Origin of the sequence: Streptomyces sp. NPDC056161 (assembly GCF_042268025.1) — a bacterium.
GTDB lineage: Bacteria > Actinomycetota > Actinomycetes > Streptomycetales > Streptomycetaceae > Streptomyces.
In genome coordinates, this window is the sequence record NZ_JBHJUV010000007.1 from 1 (window position 1) to 17246 (window position 17246).

16 protein-coding genes are annotated in these 17246 nt (G+C 70.7%); all 16 read right to left on the minus strand.

Translation table 11 applies throughout. The annotated features are described in order from the left end of the window. Positions 1 to 170: 170 nt before the first annotated feature. Entirely contained in the window at positions 171 to 599 is a 429-nt protein-coding gene (nusB, locus tag ACFC09_RS08510) for a transcription antitermination factor NusB (RefSeq protein ID WP_376525050.1), read from the minus strand. Positions 600 to 601: 2 nt separating this feature from the next. Beyond that, on the minus strand, positions 602 to 1168 hold the full coding sequence (gene efp, locus ACFC09_RS08515; protein WP_376525052.1) for an elongation factor P: 567 nt from the start codon (positions 1166 to 1168) through the stop codon (positions 602 to 604). 88 nt (positions 1169 to 1256) lie between these two features. Then, a complete protein-coding gene (locus tag ACFC09_RS08520; RefSeq protein ID WP_376525055.1) occupies positions 1257 to 2363 on the minus strand; it encodes an aminopeptidase P family protein in 1107 nt (368 codons plus the stop codon). 413 nt (positions 2364 to 2776) lie between these two features. Further along, positions 2777 to 3640: a Pro-rich N-terminal domain-containing protein gene (locus tag ACFC09_RS08525; RefSeq protein ID WP_376525057.1), complete on the minus strand. Its 864-nt coding sequence runs from the start codon at positions 3638 to 3640 to the stop codon at positions 2777 to 2779. Positions 3641 to 3825: 185 nt separating this feature from the next. Next, on the minus strand, positions 3826 to 4917 hold the full coding sequence (gene aroB, locus ACFC09_RS08530) for a 3-dehydroquinate synthase (protein ID WP_376525059.1): 1092 nt from the start codon (positions 4915 to 4917) through the stop codon (positions 3826 to 3828). Then, complete coding sequence (locus ACFC09_RS08535; RefSeq protein ID WP_376525060.1) at positions 4914 to 5396, minus strand: shikimate kinase; 483 nt, start codon at positions 5394 to 5396, stop codon at positions 4914 to 4916. The genes aroB and ACFC09_RS08535 overlap by 4 nt, the downstream gene beginning before the upstream one ends. 32 nt (positions 5397 to 5428) lie before the next feature. Then, the gene (gene aroC / locus ACFC09_RS08540; protein ID WP_376525062.1) at positions 5429 to 6613 is read right to left on the minus strand and encodes a chorismate synthase; all 1185 of its coding nucleotides are present in this window, start codon (positions 6611 to 6613) and stop codon (positions 5429 to 5431) included. Between the two features lie 166 nt (positions 6614 to 6779). Beyond that, a complete protein-coding gene (locus ACFC09_RS08545) occupies positions 6780 to 7613 on the minus strand; it encodes a shikimate dehydrogenase (RefSeq protein ID WP_376525063.1) in 834 nt (277 codons plus the stop codon). Between the two features lie 90 nt (positions 7614 to 7703). Next, positions 7704 to 9491, minus strand: coding sequence for an endolytic transglycosylase MltG (gene mltG, locus ACFC09_RS08550; protein ID WP_376525065.1), 1788 nt, complete (start codon positions 9489 to 9491; stop codon positions 7704 to 7706). A 121-nt stretch (positions 9492 to 9612) separates the two neighbouring features. Further along, positions 9613 to 10077 carry a Holliday junction resolvase RuvX gene (gene ruvX, locus ACFC09_RS08555; RefSeq protein WP_376525066.1) on the minus strand — a complete coding sequence of 155 codons (465 nt, stop codon included), beginning with the start codon at positions 10075 to 10077 and terminating at the stop codon, positions 9613 to 9615. Between the two features lie 17 nt (positions 10078 to 10094). Next, positions 10095 to 12767: an alanine--tRNA ligase gene (gene alaS / locus ACFC09_RS08560; protein WP_376525068.1), complete on the minus strand. Its 2673-nt coding sequence runs from the start codon at positions 12765 to 12767 to the stop codon at positions 10095 to 10097. After that, positions 12767 to 13111, minus strand: coding sequence for a hypothetical protein (locus ACFC09_RS08565; protein WP_376525069.1), 345 nt, complete (start codon positions 13109 to 13111; stop codon positions 12767 to 12769). The genes alaS and ACFC09_RS08565 overlap by 1 nt, the downstream gene beginning before the upstream one ends. 7 nt (positions 13112 to 13118) lie before the next feature. After that, positions 13119 to 13589 carry a DUF948 domain-containing protein gene (locus ACFC09_RS08570; RefSeq protein ID WP_376525070.1) on the minus strand — a complete coding sequence of 157 codons (471 nt, stop codon included), beginning with the start codon at positions 13587 to 13589 and terminating at the stop codon, positions 13119 to 13121. Between the two features lie 284 nt (positions 13590 to 13873). Then, on the minus strand, positions 13874 to 14488 hold the full coding sequence (rpsD, locus tag ACFC09_RS08575) for a 30S ribosomal protein S4 (protein ID WP_181803162.1): 615 nt from the start codon (positions 14486 to 14488) through the stop codon (positions 13874 to 13876). 347 nt (positions 14489 to 14835) lie between these two features. Further along, positions 14836 to 16191, minus strand: a complete 1356-nt coding sequence (locus ACFC09_RS08580; protein ID WP_376525072.1) for a replication-associated recombination protein A — start codon at positions 16189 to 16191, stop codon at positions 14836 to 14838. A 79-nt stretch (positions 16192 to 16270) separates the two neighbouring features. After that, entirely contained in the window at positions 16271 to 16930 is a 660-nt protein-coding gene (locus ACFC09_RS08585) for a vitamin K epoxide reductase family protein (RefSeq protein WP_376525074.1), read from the minus strand. Between the last annotated feature and the right edge of the window lie 316 nt (positions 16931 to 17246).

A 17246-nucleotide genomic window follows, 5' to 3' on the forward strand; every position in this document is an offset into this window, starting at 1 on the left:
GAACTTCACGGTTCCGGCCACCCCGGCGGTTTTTTCCTGCCGTGCGGCCTTCTCAGGGGCGCGGAGGAGCTGTGGGCAGGCGGGGGACGTCACGAAGGGCCGCTGACGGCCCGCAGACGCCCCTCTGCCGCCTTCCCACGGCTTCCCCGCGCCCTACAGCGCCGGCGGAGCTATTCACGGCGCAGCGACGGTTTCAGCTCCTTCAGCCGGCCGAGCAGGCCGTTGACGAACGCGGGCGACTCGTCCGTGGAGAACTCCTTCGCCAGCTGCACCATCTCGTCGAGGACGACGGCGTCCGGGGTCTCGTCGGCCCAGATCAGCTCGTGCGCCCCCAGCCGCAGGATGTTGCGGTCCACGACCGGCATCCGGTCGAGCGTCCAGCCCACCGAGTACTGGGCGATCAGCTCGTCGATCCGCCGTGCGTGCTCCGCATAGCCCTCGACCAGCAGCATCGTGTACTCGCTCACCGGCGGCTGCCGGGTGTCGGCCCGCGAGAGCCGGATCCAGTCCGCGAGGACCGTCAGGACATCGGCACCGCGCTGGTCCGCCTCGAAGAGGATCTGGAAGGCACGCTTGCGGGCCGTGTTGCGGGCAGCCACGGTTAGCTGTTCACCCGGCCGAGGTAGTCGCTCGTGCGGGTGTCGACCTTGATCTTCTCGCCGGTGGTGATGAACAGCGGAACCTGGATCTGGTGGCCGGTCTCCAGGGTGGCGGGCTTGGTGCCGCCCGTGGAGCGGTCGCCCTGGACACCCGGCTCGGTCTCGGCGACGGTCAGCTCGACCGCGGCCGACAGCTCGACGAAGAGCACCTCGCCCTCGTGCTGCGCGACGGTCGCCTCGAAGCCCTCGATGAGGAAGTTGGCGGCGTCACCGACGGCCTTGCGGTCGATGTGCAGCTGGTCGTAGGTCTCCATGTCCATGAAGACGAAGTAGTCGCCGTCCATGTACGAGAACTGCATGTCGCGCTTGTCGACAGTGGCCGTCTCGACCTTGACACCGGCGTTGAAGGTCTTGTCGACGACCTTGCCGGAGAGCACGTTCTTGAGCTTGGTGCGCACGAAGGCGGGGCCCTTGCCGGGCTTGACGTGCTGGAACTCGACGACGGACCACAGCTGGCCGCCGTCGAGCTTGAGCACCAGGCCGTTCTTGAGGTCGTTCGTGGAAGCCACGGTTGCGGAATCTCCTGGACTGACGTGGACGACCCCGGGGGCACGAACCGAGCGGCGCCGGGGACGTGCCTGCACTTCCCTGCGGTCGCTACAGCGCGAGCAGCTCCTTGGTCGTGATGGTGAGTAGCTCGGGTCCGCCGTCCGCCTCGGGGCGTACGACGAGCGTGTCATCGATCCGGACACCGCCCCGTCCCGGGAGGTGGACTCCTGGTTCGACGGTGACCGGCACGCAAGCGTCCAGTTTACCCATGACAGCGGGGGCCAACTGAGGGTCCTCGTCGATTTCGAGTCCGACGCCGTGCCCGGTGAGGGGCTGCAGGCTCTCGCCGTAGCCCGCCGAATCGAGCACCTGGCGGGCCGCGCGGTCCACGTCGCGGAACGCCACGCCGGGCACGAGGGCCTCCCGGCCGGCCCGCTGGGCGGCGAAGACCAGGTCGTACAGCTCGATCTGCCAGTCGGCGGGGGACGTGCCGATGACGAAGGTGCGGCCGATCTCGCAGCGGTAGCCGCGGTAGGCGGCGCCCAGGCAGACGGAGAGGAAGTCGCCCTCCTCGACCCGGCGGTCGGTCGGGCGGTGCCCGCGGTGGCCGGAGTGCGGTCCGGTGGCGACGGAGGTCGGGAACGCGGGGCCGTCCGCGCCGTGGTCGACCAGGCGCCGCTCCAGTTCCAGGGCGAGGTGCCGCTCGGTGCGGCCCACCAGGATGGACTCCAGCAGTTCACCGAGGGCCTGGTCGGCGATCTCCGCGCCGATTCGCAGGCAGGAGATCTCCTCCTCGTCCTTGACGACCCGCAGCTGTTCGACGGCGGCGCCGAGGTCGGCGAGCCGCAGCCGGGGGGCGACGGCGTCGACGGCTCGGTAGCGGGCCATGGTGAGGTGGTGTTCCTCGACCGCGAGGGCGTCGGCGCCCTGGCCGTCGGCGAGGCGGGCGGCGGCCACGGCGGGGTCGCCGCCGGACGCGGGCAGGACGTGCACACGCAGGTTCTCGTCCGGCCGTCCCTCGGTGGGGCGGTCGTCGGGCGGGAAGGCGCACACCAGCAGGTCCTCGCTGCTGCCGAGGAGCATGACCGCGTCCTGGGGTGCGGCACCCGCCAGGTAGCGCACGTTGGCGGGGCGGGAGACGAGCGCCGCCGCGGTGCCGGTCGCGTTGCAGCACTCCCTCAGCCGGGATCGGCGGGTCGCGTACACCTCTGACATGAGTCGAGCGTAGAAGCGGTGGCCGGATTGTGCCGGTCGGGGAGGTGCCGTTCGAGGGACCGACGGGGCACGGTCGGGGGTGCGGGGACCGGGGCGGACGGGGTGCGGGCGGTCGGACGGATACGGGCCGTACGGGGTACGGCCGACCGGGCGGAACCCGGCCGCACGAGGTGCGAATGACTTGACGGGACCAGATGGGGCCGGACGAGGCCGGGAGGGACCGGACGGGACCAGGTACGGACGACCGGGCGGAGGTCGGCCGCACGGGATGCCGGGCGTCCTGGTCTTCCCGTCGGGTCCGGTGGGTCCGGTGAGTGCAGGGGGTCCGGTGGATCCGGTGGACCCGGTGGACCCGGCAGGTGCTGGTCGTCGGTGCGGGCCGCGGCGCGCGGGCGGCGGTGGCCCGTCCGCGGTCACCAGTTCGGGGGGCTCGCTATCGCCCTGGTCAGGACGTCGTTCAGGACGCGGGCCGTGCCCGGCACGTCCAGATGGGAATTGTCGATGATCGGCAGGCCGGAGCCGTACCACCCGGCCATGCGGCCGTGGATGCGGGCGACCTCCTCGTCGGTCAGTCGGCGGTTGCCGCGGCGCTCGGCGTTGCGCTCCAGGACGATGTCGAGGCCGGGCAGCAGGACGACCGGGAGCAGCCCGGGGCCGACGTGGCGTTTCCAGCCGCCCAGGCCCACCACCGGGCGGTCCGGGAACACGGCGTCGTCGAGGATGCAGGAGATGCCGTTGGCCAGGAAGTTCCGGGCGGCGAAGCCGCAGGTGCGGCGGGCCAGGCGGTACTGCGCCTCGGAGTGCTCGTTCCAGCCGGTCTGGGGGTCGGCGAAGCCGGAGCGGACCCATTCGCGTACGTCGTCGAGGCTGATGTGCGCGGTGGGGACCCGGCGGTGGTCCGCCCAGTACTTGGCGACGCTCGTCTTGCCCGCGCCCGCCGGGCCGATCAGCAGCACGGCCAGGGTAGTGGTGGTCGGGTCGGGCGCGGCGGTGGCGGCGTGCGACGGGATGGGCATGGCGACGGGCCCGCCGGGCGGCAGCGGTACCTGGCCGGTGCCGTCCGGCACGAACGGGGCGGGGGTGTGCTGCGGGGGTGCGGGCGGCACCGGGCCGGTGGGGGTTCCGGCTCCGGGGAAGCCGGGCGCCGGTGGCGGCGGGGGCATGGGTGCGGGACCCTGGTGGGCTCCCGGTCCGTTCGCGGCCGACGGCCCTCCGGCGGTCGGTCCCTGCCCCGGCTGGTGGGGCGGCGGCAGCGGAGAACCCACTGCGTGCTGCATCCGGTGCCACTCCGTCTCGTTCTTCTCGGGCTCGTCCGCCGCTGGCCTTCGGCGCCGACAGCGGAGTGCGAGCCCCGCTCGCTACCGAACGGTACCGTCCCCGGCCGTCGTTTGGTGAAACGGCCGGGGACGGTCCGAAGTGCCCGGCCCGCCAGGCGAATCGGACGGATGCCGCGCTGGCGGACCTACTGGCCCACTTCGCCGTAGGCGGCGAGCAGCACGGCCGGGTCCGGGCCCTCCAGGACGGTCGGTTTGGCGAGCCCGTCCAGGACGATGAAGCGCAGCAGGTCCCCGCGGGACTTCTTGTCGACCCTCATCGTCTCCAGCAGCCGGGGCCACTGGTCGTGGCGGTAGTGCAGCGGCAGCCCCACCGACTCCAGCACCGTGCGATGGCGGTCGGCCGTCGCGTCGTCCAACCGGCCCGCCAGACGGCCGAGTTCAGCGGCGAAGTGCATACCGACCGAGACGGCGGCGCCATGCCGCCACTTGTAGCGTTCGTTCTGTTCGATGGCGTGGCCGAGGGTGTGACCGTAGTTCAGGATCTCCCGCAGGCCCGACTCCTTCAGGTCGGCGGAGACCACCTCGGCCTTCACCCGGATCGACCGCTCGATGAGTTCCGCGGTGTGCGGGCCCGCCGGTGTGCGCGCGCCTTCGGGGTCGGACTCGATGAGGTCCAGGATCACCGGGTCGGCGATGAAGCCGGCCTTGATGACCTCGGCGAGGCCGGAGACGTAGTCGTTGACCGGGAGCGACTCCAGCGCGGCGAGGTCGCACAGGACGCCGACGGGCGGGTGGAAGGCGCCGACCAGGTTCTTGCCCTCGGCCGTGTTGAGGCCGGTCTTGCCGCCGACGGCCGCGTCCACCATGCCCAGCACCGTCGTCGGGACGGCGACCCAGCGCACTCCGCGCAGCCAGGTCGCGGCCACGAACCCGGCCAGGTCCGTGGTCGCGCCGCCGCCCACGCCGACGATGGCGTCGGTCCGGGTGAAGCCGGACTGGCCGAGCGCCTTCCAGCAGTAGGCGGCGACCTCGGCGGTCTTGGCCTCCTCGGCGTTCGGCACCTGGATGGCGACCGTCTCGTAGCCCTGTTCGGCCAGGTCGGCGCGGACCGCCTCGCCGGTCTGGTCCAGCGCCTCGGGATGGATCACCGCAACCCGGTCGGCCCGCCGCCCCAGCAGTCCGGGCAGTTCGCCCAGAAGACGGCGGCCGACCAGGACCTCGTAGGGCTCGCTGCCCGCCGTGCCACCGACCTGGATCCGCGTCAGCGTCTCACTCATGCTTCCTTCAACTCCAGTGCGTCCAGGACCGCTTGGGTGACTTCTTCGGGTGTGCGACCGTCCGTCGCCACCACCGCGACGGCAACCTCCTCGTACAGGTGCCGCCGTGCCTCCATCAACTCCCGCCACTGCCGACGCGGATTGACCGCCAGCAGCGGCCGGGCCACGTTCAGACCCGTACGCCGCACCGCCTCCTCCACGTCCATCGACAGATAGACCACGCGGTGCCCCGACAACAGTGCCCGGGTCTCCCCGTCAAGGACCGCGCCACCACCCAACGCGAGTACGCCCCCGTGCCCGGCGAGCGCGGTGCGTACCGCACGCTTCTCCATCGCGCGGAAAGCGGCCTCGCCCTCGTCGACGAAGATCTCCGCGATGGTCCGCCGCTCCCCCGCCACGATGTCCTCGTCCGTGTCCCGATAGGCGACCTTCAGCCGTTCGGCCAGCAGCCCCCCGACCGTGGACTTGCCCACACCCATCGGACCCACGAGAACAATCACCGGCACGACACTCACCGGATCACCAGAGCATCGAGGTACGACCGCACATTACGACGGGTCTCGGGCACACTGTCCCCACCGAACTTCTCCGCGACCGCGTCCGCCAGCACCAACGCCACCATCGCCTCCGCGACGATCCCGGCCGCCGGCACCGCACACACATCAGAACGCTGATGATGCGCCCGCGCCACCTCACCCGTCACCACATCGACCGTACGCAACGCCCGCGGCACCGTCGCGATCGGCTTCATCGCCGCCCGAACCCGCAGCAGCTCACCCGTCGACAACCCACCCTCCGTACCACCCGAACGACCCGACGCCCGCCGGATCCCCTCCCCCGTCGCCACGATCTCGTCATGCGCCCTCGAACCCGGCACCCGCGCCAGACCGAACCCGTCACCGAGCTCCACACCCTTGATCGCCTGGATCCCCATCAACGCCGCAGCCAGCCGAGCGTCCAGCTTCCGGTCCCAGTGCACATGCGACCCCAGCCCCACCGGCACCCCGTACGCCAGCACCTCCACCACACCACCCAGCGTGTCCCCGTCCCTGTGCGCCTGGTCGATCTCCGCGACCATCGCCTTCGACGCATCCGCGTCCAGACAGCGCACCGGATCAGCGTCCAGCCGCTCCACATCGGCCGGCGTGGGGTAGACACCGTACGGCGCCTTCACCGACGCCAGCTCCACCACATGCGAGACGACCTCGATGCCGGCGGTCTCCTTCAGGTACGACCGGGCCACCGCACCCAGCGCCACCCGCGCCGCCGTCTCCCGCGCCGACGCCCGCTCCAGCACCGGACGCGCCTCACCGAAACCGTACTTCTGCATCCCCGCCAGATCCGCATGACCCGGCCGCGGCCGCGTCAACGGCTCATTACGCGCCAACCCCGCCAACACCTCAGGATCGACAGGATCGGCCGACATCACCTGCTCCCACTTCGGCCACTCCGTGTTCCCCACCATCACCGCGACCGGCGAACCCAACGTCAGCCCGTGCCGCACCCCACCCAGAAACGTCACCTCGTCCCGCTCGAACTTCATCCGCGCACCCCGGCCATACCCCAGCCGCCGCCGCGCCAGATGATCCGCCACCATCCCCGTGGTGACCGGCACACCAGCGGGAAGCCCCTCCAGCGTCGCGACGAGTGCGGGACCATGGGACTCCCCCGCGGTAAGCCAACGCAGCCTGCTCAACGGTGCTCCTCTGAAGATCGCGCCCTGGTCCTGCCCTGCGTACGCGGGTCTTCGCGTACGGCGACGGCGCCGCCCGGTTGCGCGGCCCGGTTCGTCACTCCCGATCCTCCCACGTCCGCGGTCCGGCCCCGGCCGCCGGTCCAGCAGGCGGGACGCGCGGGGACGCTCAGCGGTCGGCCAGGGCCTTCTCGCCGGCCCGGCGCATGGCGTCCAGCGGGGCGGGCGTGCGGCCGGTCATCTGCTCGACCTGGAGCACCGCCTGGTGGACGAGGAGGTCCAGGCCGCTGACCACGGCCCCGCCGGCCATGGACCAGCGGGCCGCGAGGTCGGTCGGCCAGGGGTCGTAGAGCACGTCGAAGAGGGTGGCGGGCCGTTCCGGTACGGCCGCGGCGAGGGCGTCGGTGGTGCCCGCGGGGGTGGTGGCGATGACCAGGGAGGCGTGCAGCGCCTCGGCCGCGTCCGCCCAGTCCGCCGTACGGACCTCGACGTCGAGCCGGCGGCCCCACTGCCGCATCTCCGCGGCGCGGGCCGCGCTGCGGACGTAGGCGACGACCTCGCCGGTGCAGATCCGGGCCAGGGCGGCGAGCGCGGAGGAGGCGGTGGCGCCGGCACCGAGGACGGCGGCGGAGCCGACCTGTTCGATTCCGTGCTCGCGCAGGGCCGCCACGATGCCCGGGATGTCGGTGTTGTCGCCGAGGCGACGGCCGTCCTCGGTGAACACGACCGTGTTGACCGCGTCCACCGCGGCGGCCGTGTCGCTGACCTCGTCGAGCAGCGGGATGACCGCCCGCTTCAGCGGCATGGTCAGCGAGAGCCCCGCCCACTCGGGGCCGACCTGCTCGAAGAAACCGGGCAGCCCGGCCTCGTCGACCTCGATGCGGTCGTACGTCCAGCCACTCAGTCCGAGTTCGGCGTACGCGGCCCGGTGCAGCACCGGCGAGAGCGAGTGCGCGATGGGGGAACCGAGCACGGCGGCCCGCTTGTGCTTGACGTTCTCCATCACCGCTCCGCCGTTCCTTGCCGCCTCGACCCGCGTCGGGCCGCAACGCTACCGGAACCGCCCGCCGCCGAGCACGGCGGGCGTCCGGTGTCAGCCGATCGAATTGGCGTTGAACTTGTCCCGGAGCTGCTGGAATTCCTCGTAGGTCTTGGCGAATTCCGTGTTGCTCTTTCCGTCGGTCGCCACGAAGTAGATCCAGCCGTCGTGGGTCGGATTCAGCGCGGCCTTCAGGGCGTCGTCGCCCGGGTTGCCGATCGGACCGGGCGGCAGGCCCTTGTTGGTGTACGTGTTGTACGGGTCCTTGTTGCCGTGCACCTCGGACTCGGTGATGTGGATGTTGCTGGTGCCCTTCAGATAGTTGTACGTCGAGTCGAATTGCAGCAGCCCGTTGGTCTCGGTGTTCGTGGGCTTGAGCCGGTTGTAGATCACTTCCGCCATCTTGCGGAAGTCGTCGTGCGTCTTGCCCTCGGCCTGGATCAGGCTCGCGACCGTGACGAGCTGGAACGCGTTGTCCAGGCCGAATTCCTTGGCCTTGGCTTCGAGGCCGGAGTCGGCGTACTTCTGCTTGGCCGTGCCGATCATCTGCTTGAGGACCGTGTCGGGCTTCATGCCCTTCGCGGCGGGATAGGTGCCGGGGTAGAGGAAGCCCTCCAGCGGGTCCCGGATCTGGCTGCCGTTCTGCGCCCAGCTCGGCAACCCGAGGGTCTTGTATTCCTTGTCCGCGGTCTTCTTCGTGGTTCCGGAGGAAAGACCGAGTTGCTTGTCGATCGCCTGGTACACCTCAGCGTTGCGCTCACCCGGCTTGACGAGCACATTGCTCTGACTCTTCGGGTCGAGCATCATTTTCACGGCGCTCGCGGCGGACATCTCCTTGTGCAGCACATAGGCGCCGGCCTGGATCGTGCCGCCCTGGGAGTTCTGCGACTGCGCGGAGACGAACGCGTCGACGCTCTTGACGACGCCGGAGTCCTTGAGCCGTCGCCCGATCTCGTAGCCGCCCGCTCCCTTGGGGATTTCCACGGTCACGGTCTCGCTGGTGCCGTTGCCCGTGTAGTCCGGGGCCGCACCGAAACGGTTCTGGTAGAACTTCAGGCCGAAGTATCCGACCCCGCCGAGGCCGCCGCCGAACACCAGGACGACCACCATGCAGGCGCAGCCGCTGCGCCGCTTCTTGGCTCCCTTGCCGCCCTTGGCGTTCTTGCCCCGTCGGTCACCGCGTCCGCCGCGCCCCTTCGGGTCGTCGTCGACGTCGTCGTCGGAGTCGTCGCCCGTGAAGAACGCGTGCTCGCCCTGGTCCGGGCCGGGGTCCCAGTCGGTCTCGGGATCCGGCTCGGGCCGTCTTCGCCCCGGCGGCTGCGGGGGCGGGTAGGCGTCGGGGGTGCCGTAGCGGTCGGGTTGCTCCGCTCCGTACGCCGCGGGCTGCTGGCCGTAGGGGTCGCCCGGGTCCGCGGCGTGCGGCACGTGCCCGTGGGAGCCGCTGGCGTCCCAGCCGCCCTGCTGGTACTGGCCCTGGGGCGGCCCCTGGTACGGCGGCTGCTGACCCTGCTGCGGGTACGGCGGCTGCTGACCCTGCCGCTGGTACGGCGGCTGCTGACCCGCATAGCCCTGCGGGTCGTGGTGCTGGTCGTGCTGGTCGCCCGGCTGCGCGTAGCGCTGCTGGCCGTGCTCGTCGTAGTACGGGTACTGCTGCTGGCCGTACCCGCCCTGCTGCTGGTCCCAGTCTCCGTACTGCGGCTGCTGGGGATGGTGCTGCGGCACGCCGCCGTAGGGGGACTGCTGACCCGCCTGGGCCTGCTGTCCCCCCCATCCTCCGTCCCCGTACAACGGGTCCTCGGGATGCCATGGTTCGGAGCCCGGGCCCCGGCCATACTCAGTCATCGATCCCCTAGAGCCACGAGGCGGCGGTCCCACGGCTGCCCACCGGGTTCCTGTTCCGCCTCTTGATGTGCGGCAGCTGTTCGAAAACCGCCGCATCGCGCGGAACGTTACCGTATCGCGATCAGATGACCACTTCGACGCCCTCGCCGGGCGCCTTACCTGACACCCGTTCGGATTCCAGGGCCTGCTGGAGGATGATGACGGCGGCCGCCTGGTCGATGACGGAGCGGCCCTTCCTGGCCGTGACCCCGGACGCGCGCAGGCCCTGGCCTGCCGTCACGGTCGTCATCCGCTCGTCGACGAGACGCACGCCGACCGGTGCGATGCCCTTGGCCAGCTCCTGCGCGAAACCGCGCACCTTGACCGCGGCCGGGCCCTCGCCCCCTTTGAGGGAACGGGGCAGGCCGACGACGACCTCGATCGGCTCGTACTCCTCGACGAGCTGCCTGAGCCGGCGGTGGGCCGCCGGAACGTCCCGTCCGGGGACGGTCTCCACCGGGGTCGCGAGGATCCCGTCGGGGTCGCACGAGGCGACCCCGATACGGGCGTCCCCGACGTCGATCGCGAGCCGACGTCCTCTGCGCATGATTCCTTGACCGTTTCTTACTTGGCGGTCTCGCCGACCAGGCGCTCGACGGCGTCCACGGCGTCACCGATGGCGGCCGGGTGCTGGCCGCCGCCCTGGGCGACGTCCGGCTTGCCGCCGCCACCGCCGCCGAGGGTCTTGGCGGCGGTACGGACCAGGTCGCCGGCCTTCAGGCCGCGCTCGCGTGCGGCCTCGTTGGTGGCGATGACCGTGAGCGGCTTGCCGTTGTTCACCGTGAACAGGGCGACCACGGCGGCCCGCCCGCCCTGGATGCGTCCGCGCACGTCGAGAACCAGCTTGCGCAGGTCGTCCGGGGTGGTGTTGTCCGGGACCCGGCCGGTGACGACGGCGGTCCCGCGGACGTCCTTGGCGGACTCGGCGAGCCCGGCGGCGGCCTGGAGCACCTTCTCGGCGCGGAACTTCTCGATCTCCTTCTCGGCGTCCTTCAACCTGCCGAGCATGCCGGAGACCTTCTCGGGCAGGTCCTCCGGGCGGCCCTTGAGCAGTTCGGTCAGCTGATTGACGACGGTGTGCTCGCGGGCGAGGAAGGTGTAGGCGTCGACGCCCACCAGGGCCTCGATACGGCGCACACCGGAGCCGATGGACGACTCGCCGAGCAGTTTCACGAGCCCCAGCTGGGCGGTGTTGTGCACGTGCGTGCCGCCGCACAGCTCCTTGGAGAAGTCGCCGATGGTGACCACGCGGACCCGCTCGCCGTACTTCTCGCCGAACTCGGCGATGGCGCCCTGCTTCTTGGCCTCGTCGATGCCCATGATCTCGGCGTTGACGTCCAGGTCGCGGGCGAGCACCTCGTTGATCTTCTGCTCGACGTCGGTCATCACGGCCGTGGGAACGGCTGACGGCGAGCCGAAGTCGAAGCGGAAGCGGCCGGGCTGGTTCTCCGAACCGGCCTGGGCGGCGGTCGGGCCGAGGGCGTCGCGCAGGGCCTGGTGGGTGAGGTGGGTGGCCGAGTGGGCGCGGGCGATGGCCTTGCGGCGGCGGGCGTCGACCGTGGCGTGCGTCTTGGCGCCGAGCGTCACCTCGCCGACCTGCACGACGCCCTTGTGGACGTACACACCGGGGACGGGCTTCTGGGTGTCGCGGACCTCGATGACGGCACCGGAGTCCGCTTTGATGCGGCCGGTGTCGCCGATCTGGCCCCCGCCCTCGGCGTAGAACGGGGTGCGGTCGAGGACGATCTCGACCTCGTCGCCCTCGGTGGCGGCGGGCGAGGGGACGCCGTCGACCAGGATGCCGACGACCGTGGACTCGCCCTCGGTGTCGCCGTAGCCGATGAAGTCGGTCTCGCCGGCGGTGTCGGCGATCGCCCGGTAGGCGCCGAGGTCGGCGTGGCCGGTCTTCTTGGCCTGCGCGTCGGCCTTGGCGCGCTCCCGCTGCTCCTTCATCAGGCGGCGGAAGCCGTCCTCGTCCACGGTGAGGCCCTGCTCGGCGGCCATCTCCAGGGTGAGGTCGATCGGGAAGCCCCAGGTGTCGTGGAGCAGGAACGCCTTGTCGCCGGCGAGGACGGTGGAACCCGTGGCCTTGGTCTCGGTGACGGCGGTGTCGAGGATGTTGGTGCCGGACTTCAGGGTCTTGAGGAAGGCGTTCTCCTCGGCGAGGGCGACCTTCTCGATGCGCTCGCGGTCGGTGACCAGCTCCGGGTACTGCTGTCCCATCACACGGATGACGACGTCGATGAGGTCCGCCACGACCGGACCGGTGGCGCCGAGCAGGCGCATGTTGCGGATGGCCCGGCGCATGATGCGGCGCAGGACGTAGCCGCGGCCCTCGTTGCCGGGGGTCACGCCGTCACCGATGAGCATGGTGGCGGTGCGCATGTGGTCCGTCACCACGCGCAGGGACACGTCCGAGGCGTGGGCGTCGCCGTAGCGCACGCCGGTCAGCTCGGTGGCCTTGTCGATCACGGCCATGGAGGTGTCGATCTCGTACATGTTCTGCACGCCCTGCAGAATCATGGCGAGCCGCTCCAGGCCGAGGCCCGTGTCGATGTTCTTGCTCGGCAGGTCGCCGAGGATCTCGAAGTTGTCCTTGCCGGTGCCCTCACCGCGCTCGTACTGCATGAAGACGAGGTTCCAGATCTCCACGTACCGCTCGTCGTTGACGGCGGGGCCGCCCTCGGGGCCGAACTCGGGGCCGCGGTCGTAGTTGATCTCGGAGCAGGGGCCGCACGGGCCCGGTACGCCCATGGACCAGAAGTTGTCCTTCATGCCCAGGCGCTGGATGCGCTCCTTGGGCACGCCGACCACCTCGTGCCAGATGCGCTCGGCCTCGTCGTCGTCCTTGTAGACGGTGATCCAGAGCTTCGCCGGCTCCAGGCCGTAACCGCCCTTGTCCTGGGGAGCGGTGAGCAGTTCCCAGGCGAGCTTGATGGCGCCTTCCTTGAAGTAGTCGCCGAAGGAGAAGTTGCCGCACATCTGGAAGAACGTGCCGTGCCGGGTGGTCTTGCCGACCTCTTCGATGTCCGGCGTGCGCACGCACTTCTGCACGCTGGTGGCGCGCGGGAAGGGCGGCTTGACCTCACCCAGGAAGTAGGGCTTGAACGGCACCATGCCGGCCGGGACGAGGAGCAGAGTCGGGTCGTCCGCGATGAGCGACGCCGAAGGGACGACGGTGTGACCGCGCTCCTCGAAGAAGCTCAACCAGCGGCGACGAATCTCGGCCGACTCCATCAGTGGTCCTCATTCCGGTTGTACGAGTACGTCGTCGGATCGGCGTACTTCGGGTTGCTGCGGTTCTCGATGGCGGCGTAGCGAGGAGGGACGGGGAGTTCCGGGGTCTCGTGGATGCCGAGCGCGTCTTCGAGTTCGGCTTCCCGCTGGGCCATGTTGTCCCGCACGTCGAGCGCGAAGCCCACCGCGCGGTCCTTGACGCGCCGTCCTGTCACGAGTGCCTTGTCCGCCGCGGTGGCGGCCAGACTCTCGGGGGTCAGCTGCTTCAGCTTGCGGTTGACCTTGGCGGTGGCCCACACACCGGCGGCGACACCTGTGGTGAACCAGAACGTACGGCGGAACATCGCTCGGTCAGTCTCTCTTTTCCCGGGTGTTCCGCTTCCCCCGTCGCGCGGACGGGATGGTGCGGCCCACGATCACGGTACGCCGGGGCGCCTTGCCGGGCACGTCCTCGCGGCCGCCGTCGGCGGGCTCCGCGCGGCGGCCGGTGATCGCCCGGCGCACGCCGTAGCCGAAGGCCGCGACCTTGACGAGGGGGCCGCCGAAGGTGGACGCGACGGTCGTCGACAGCGCCGACGCGTTCGACGTGACTTCCTGGACGTCCGAGGCGATGGCATCGACCCGGTCGATCTGGGTCTGCGCCGAGCGCACGGCAGCGGAGGCGTCGGCGAGCAGCGGGACGGCCTGGTCGGTCACGTCCGCCACGAGCTTGGTGGTCGCCTTGAGCGTCTGGGCCAGCCTCGCCAGGGCGACGGCGAGGAAGGACACCAGGATCGCCCAGAAGACGGCCACCAGGATCCCGGCAACCTCTCCACCGGACACGCTGCACCGCTTCCTGTTGTCACTGGAGTGCCCTGCCCACGGGCTCTCGGCGGGCACTTGCCGACAGGCACTCTGAAAGTCGCCATCCGACCCTATCGCGCCCGTGGTGGCCAGCCGTACCGGATTTCGGCGTCCGGCGCCGCGTCGATTCTACGCAGCGCGGCCGTGCGCTCACGCATCGCGGGGCCGGGTCGGCGCGGACGACGACGCCCGCCGCTTCCCACCGGTGCGGTGGGAAGCGGCGGGCGCGGGCGCGAGGCCGGTGGTACCGCCGCCGAGGGTGATCAGCGGGCGTAGTACTCGACGACGAGCTGCTCGTCGCAGATCACCGGGACTTCCTTGCGGTTCGGCTCACGGTCCAGACGGAACGCCAGGGCCCTGAGGTTCACCTGGAGGTAGCGCGGGGTCTCGCCGTCGGGGGCGAAACCGCCCTCACGGGCGATCTGGAAGAGCGTCTTGTCCTTGCTGCGGTCGCGGACCTGGATGACGTCGTCGGGACGCACCCGGTAGGACGGCTTGTCGACCTTCTGACCGTTGACCTGGATGTGGCCGTGGACGACCATCTGACGGGCCTGGTAGATCGTGCGGGCGATGCCCGAACGCAGGACCAGCGCGTCGAGACGGCGCTCCAGCTCGACGATCAGGGCCTCACCGGTCTTGCCCTGGACCTTGGACGCACGCTCGTAGGCGCGCACCAGCTGACGCTCGGAGATGTCGTACTGAGCGCGCAGCCGCTGCTTCTCCAGCAGACGGACCTTGTAGTCCGAGTTCTGCTTGCGGCCACGTCCGTGCTCACCCGGCGGGTAGGGACGGGCCTCGAAGTACTTGACGGCCTTCGGGGTCAGCGCGATACCGAGGGCACGCGACTTCTTGACCTTGGGGCGGGACTGGTTCGCCATGGAACCGAACACCTCATGTTCTCTGTGCGAATACGGCTTCACCAGGGTTAAGGGAGGTCGCATCCGCAGCCGGGGAATCCCGCCGGGTCCGCAGGACGGACCGGGTGGGCAGCCGCTCCCCTGGTCTGGGCACATACGTGCAGCACGCGAGTGGCCCACCGACCGGTCCCGGAGCCCCGGGTGGTGGTGGGCTGCCCGCGACACCGTTCGACGGTGCGCGACGCTCCTGGATCCCCCGGCCCTCGCGGACCTGGGGTTCCGGCTGGTTGTCCCGTTCTGGTGGTGCCGGTTCCCCTTGCGGAGGCACGGACACGGGACGCAGCACTTGGCGGGAGTCTACAGGGCGCTCACGACCGCTTGCGACCCAGGTGTTTCCTGGTCCAGTCGACCGCGTCCGCGTACCGGGCCTCGGCGCCGTGCCGGGTCGGGGTGTAGTACTCGCGGTCCTGGAGGGCGTCCGGCGCGTACTGCTGGGTGGCGATGCCCTCGGGCAGGTCGTGCGGGTACACATAGCCCTGTGCGTGGCCGAGCTTGGCAGCGCCCTTGTAGTGCCCGTCGCGCAGGTGCCGCGGGACCGGGCCCGCCAGGCCCTTGCGGACGTCGTCCAGGGCGGCGCCGATCGCCGTGGTCGCGGCATTGGACTTGGGGGCGAGGGCCAGGGCGATGGTGGCGTGGCTGAGGGTGAGGGCCGCCTCCGGGAAACCGATCATGGCGACGGCCTGGGCGGCGGCCACCGCGAGCGGCAGGGCGTTCGGATCGGCGAGGCCGATGTCCTCGCTGGCGGAGATCATCAGCCGGCGGGCGATGAAGCGGGGGTCCTCGCCGGCCTCGATCATCCGCGCCAGGTAGTGCAGCGCCGCGTCCACGTCGGAGCCGCGGATGGACTTGATGAGGGCGCTGGCCACGTCGTAGTGCTGGTCGCCGTCGCGGTCGTACTTCACCGCGGCCCGGTCGACCGTCTCCTCCAGGGTGGCGAGGGCGATCTCCGACTCGCCCTTGTCGAGCGCCGCACCGGCCGCCGCCTCCAGGGCCGTCAGCGCACGGCGGGCGTCGCCGCCCGCGATCCGCAGCAGGTGCCCCTCGGTCTCCTCGGGAAGGGTGACGGCGGCGGCGAGGCCCCGCTCGTCGGCCAGGGCGCGACGGAGCAGGCCACGCAGGTCGTCGTCGGTGAGGGGTTCGAGGGTGAGCAGGAGGGAGCGGGACAGCAAGGGGGAGATCACGGAGAAGTACGGGTTCTCGGTGGTGGCCGCGATCAGGGTCACCCAGCGGTTCTCGACGGCCGGGAGCAGGGAGTCCTGCTGGGCCTTGCTGAAGCGGTGGATCTCGTCGAGGAAGAGGACGGTCTCCTTGCCGAAGCCCCCGGTGGCACGCCGGGCGCCGTCGATGACCGCCCGGACCTCCTTGACGCCCGCGGTGATCGCGGACAGTTCCACGAAGCGCTTGTCGGTGGCCTTGGAGACGACGTACGCCAAGGTCGTCTTGCCGGTGCCGGGCGGGCCCCAGAGGATCACCGAGGAGGGTCCGGCCGGGCCGCCCGCGCCCTCGCCGACCAGCCGGCGCAGCGGCGAGCCGGGCTTCAGCAGGTGCTGCTGGCCCACCACCTCGTCCAGGGTGCGCGGGCGCATCCGCACCGCCAGGGGGCTGCCTGCCGGGTCCTTCTCCTGGCGTTCTTCCGCCGCGGCGGTGAACAGGTCGGGTTCCACGGTGAAACCCTAAATCACGGTACTGACAACGCGACCGGGCCCTCTGCCGGGCCGGCCGGCGACGGGACTCGTACCGGGCTCAGGCGGTCCAGAAGTCCCACCAGCGGGTCAGGATCAGCATGCCGATGATGCCGACGTGCAGCACCGGCACCACCCAGGTGAACTCCCTGAAGAACCCCTTCAACCAGCCCGGGGCGGGCAGGAAGCCCTTGCGGACGTTGAACGACGTCACGTACCAGAACATGGTGATCGTGGCGACCCAGGCCAGGCAGCACCACAGGCACAGCGCGTTGATCCGGTACAGGGACTGGAACTGCAGCCAGGTGCAGAAGCCGACGCCGAAGAGGGTGCCGAAGTTGAAGGTCAGCCAGTACCAGCGGGGGAACCGGGCCCGGGAAAGCAGGCTCATGCCGACGCAGATGACGATGCCGTAGCAGACCAGGCCGAGCATGGGGTTCGGGAAGCCGAAGGCGGCGGCCTGCTTGCTCTCCATGACGCTGCCGCAGGAGACGACCGGGTTGAGGCTGCATCCGGGGGTGAAGGTCTTCCCCTCGACCTTCGCCTCCAGCAGTTTGAACTTGTCGATCGTGATGACCCAGGCGGCGAGCAGGCCGGCCGCGCCGGTGATCACCAGCAGCAGGGCGAAGGCGCGGCTGCCGCCCTCCGTGCGCGTGCCGGGGGCACGCCCGGAGTCGGGCTCGGGCTCCGTGGAGGCGTCCTTGACTGTCGTCTTGCTCATCCCGCCGATTCCGTCTGCTTGAGAGTGGGACCTTCTTCGGGCAGGGGCCATTGTGCCGCACCGGGGATCCGGACATCCTCCGGTGACCGTAAGTGGCCGACCCGAGGAGGTACGCACGATCGTCCCGGAGCGTTCGATCCTGGCCGACCCGCACTGCCATGACAGCACAGTCGGGCGAATTCCCGGTGGACGGACGGGGAGGGACGGACGGGTGGACGGACGGGCCGCGCGTACGGTCCGGGAATCGCCTGGCCGGACGAACCGACGCCGCCGGGTTGACGATGCGGCGGCGGCCCGCAGGGACGGTGTCAGGGGC

Bases quoted from the DNA above. Each gene is read 5' to 3' on its own strand.
- ACFC09_RS08520 (WP_376525055.1), bottom strand. From the start codon at position 2,363: ATGTCAGAGGTGTACGCGACCCGCCGATCCCGGCTGAGGGAGTGCTGC.
- ACFC09_RS08525 (WP_376525057.1), bottom strand. From the start codon at position 3,640: ATGCAGCACGCAGTGGGTTCTCCGCTGCCGCCGCCCCACCAGCCGGGG.
- aroB (WP_376525059.1), bottom strand. From the start codon at position 4,917: ATGAGTGAGACGCTGACGCGGATCCAGGTCGGTGGCACGGCGGGCAGC.
- ACFC09_RS08535 (WP_376525060.1), bottom strand. From the start codon at position 5,396: ATGGGTGTGGGCAAGTCCACGGTCGGGGGGCTGCTGGCCGAACGGCTG.
- ACFC09_RS08545 (WP_376525063.1), bottom strand. From the start codon at position 7,613: ATGGAGAACGTCAAGCACAAGCGGGCCGCCGTGCTCGGTTCCCCCATC.
- mltG (WP_376525065.1), bottom strand. From the start codon at position 9,491: ATGACTGAGTATGGCCGGGGCCCGGGCTCCGAACCATGGCATCCCGAG.
- ruvX (WP_376525066.1), bottom strand. From the start codon at position 10,077: ATGCGCAGAGGACGTCGGCTCGCGATCGACGTCGGGGACGCCCGTATC.
- alaS (WP_376525068.1), bottom strand. From the start codon at position 12,767: ATGGAGTCGGCCGAGATTCGTCGCCGCTGGTTGAGCTTCTTCGAGGAG.
- ACFC09_RS08565 (WP_376525069.1), bottom strand. From the start codon at position 13,111: ATGTTCCGCCGTACGTTCTGGTTCACCACAGGTGTCGCCGCCGGTGTG.
- rpsD (WP_181803162.1), bottom strand. From the start codon at position 14,488: ATGGCGAACCAGTCCCGCCCCAAGGTCAAGAAGTCGCGTGCCCTCGGT.
- ACFC09_RS08585 (WP_376525074.1), bottom strand. From the start codon at position 16,930: ATGAGCAAGACGACAGTCAAGGACGCCTCCACGGAGCCCGAGCCCGAC.